Origin of the sequence: Cellulomonas sp. IC4_254, from assembly GCF_011603975.1 — a bacterium.
Lineage (GTDB): Bacteria > Actinomycetota > Actinomycetes > Actinomycetales > Cellulomonadaceae > Cellulomonas.
This window is the reverse complement of record NZ_JAANNB010000396.1, coordinates 1-758: the sequence shown is the minus strand read 5'-3', so window position 1 is coordinate 758 and position 758 is coordinate 1. Positions and strand designations below refer to the sequence as shown.

The 758-nt window shown below is 74.5% G+C and carries 1 protein-coding gene; it reads right to left on the bottom strand.

Translation table 11 applies throughout. The annotated features are described in order from the left end of the window. Positions 1–22: 22 nt before the first annotated feature. The coding region (locus G6556_RS18990) for a hypothetical protein (protein ID WP_205693780.1) at positions 23–758 on the bottom strand (736 nt) is incomplete at its 5' end.

Here is a 758-nt window from a genome sequence, read left to right as displayed (position 1 = left end):
GCGCGCCGCGGGGCGCGTCGGGTCAGCCGCGGCGGGGCGGGATCGCGCGGCGGGTGGCGATCAGCCAGAAGGCGGTGGCGAGCGCCAGCGCCAGGACGGCGCCGACGGTGACCACGAGGGCGAGTGGGGTGCTCTCGCCGGTGCCGCCGAACAGGTCCGAGAACGGCACCCAGTCGTTCGAGTTCCCGACGAGGATCGTCATGGCCAGCGACGGGCCGGCGGTGAGCGGGAGGGTCAGCGTGCCCCACCAGCCGCCGGCGGCGGCGTAGACGGTGCCGACCAGCAGGCCGCTGATGTACGCGACGACGAACGTCGCCAGGTACGCCAGGAGCAGGCTGCCGAACCGCACGTCGGGGTCGAACCAGCCCTGGTCCTGCAGCGACCAGCGCCAGCCCATCGCGCCGTACCAGGCGCGCTCCGCCAGCAGCCCGCCCGCCATGAGCAGGGCGAACGCGAGCGCCGTCCCGCACGCGGCCAGCAGGGCGCCGCGCACGTAGCTGCGCCGGGTCATGCCGCTCGCGACGTGCACCGGCGGATACGTGGTGGCGATCCCGATCATCACGGAGAACGGGAACCACACCCCGCTCTGCCGGGCGAACCAGATGGTCGAGGTGCCCACGTCGCCGACCGCGTCCACGACGAGGGGCACCGCGACGACCAGGACCAGGCCGATCCCCCAGTACCAGAGCGCGACCTGGCCGAACCAGGTCAGCAGGCACCGCGCGGTGCGGAGAACCGGGCCCTGCCGGGCCACGGGC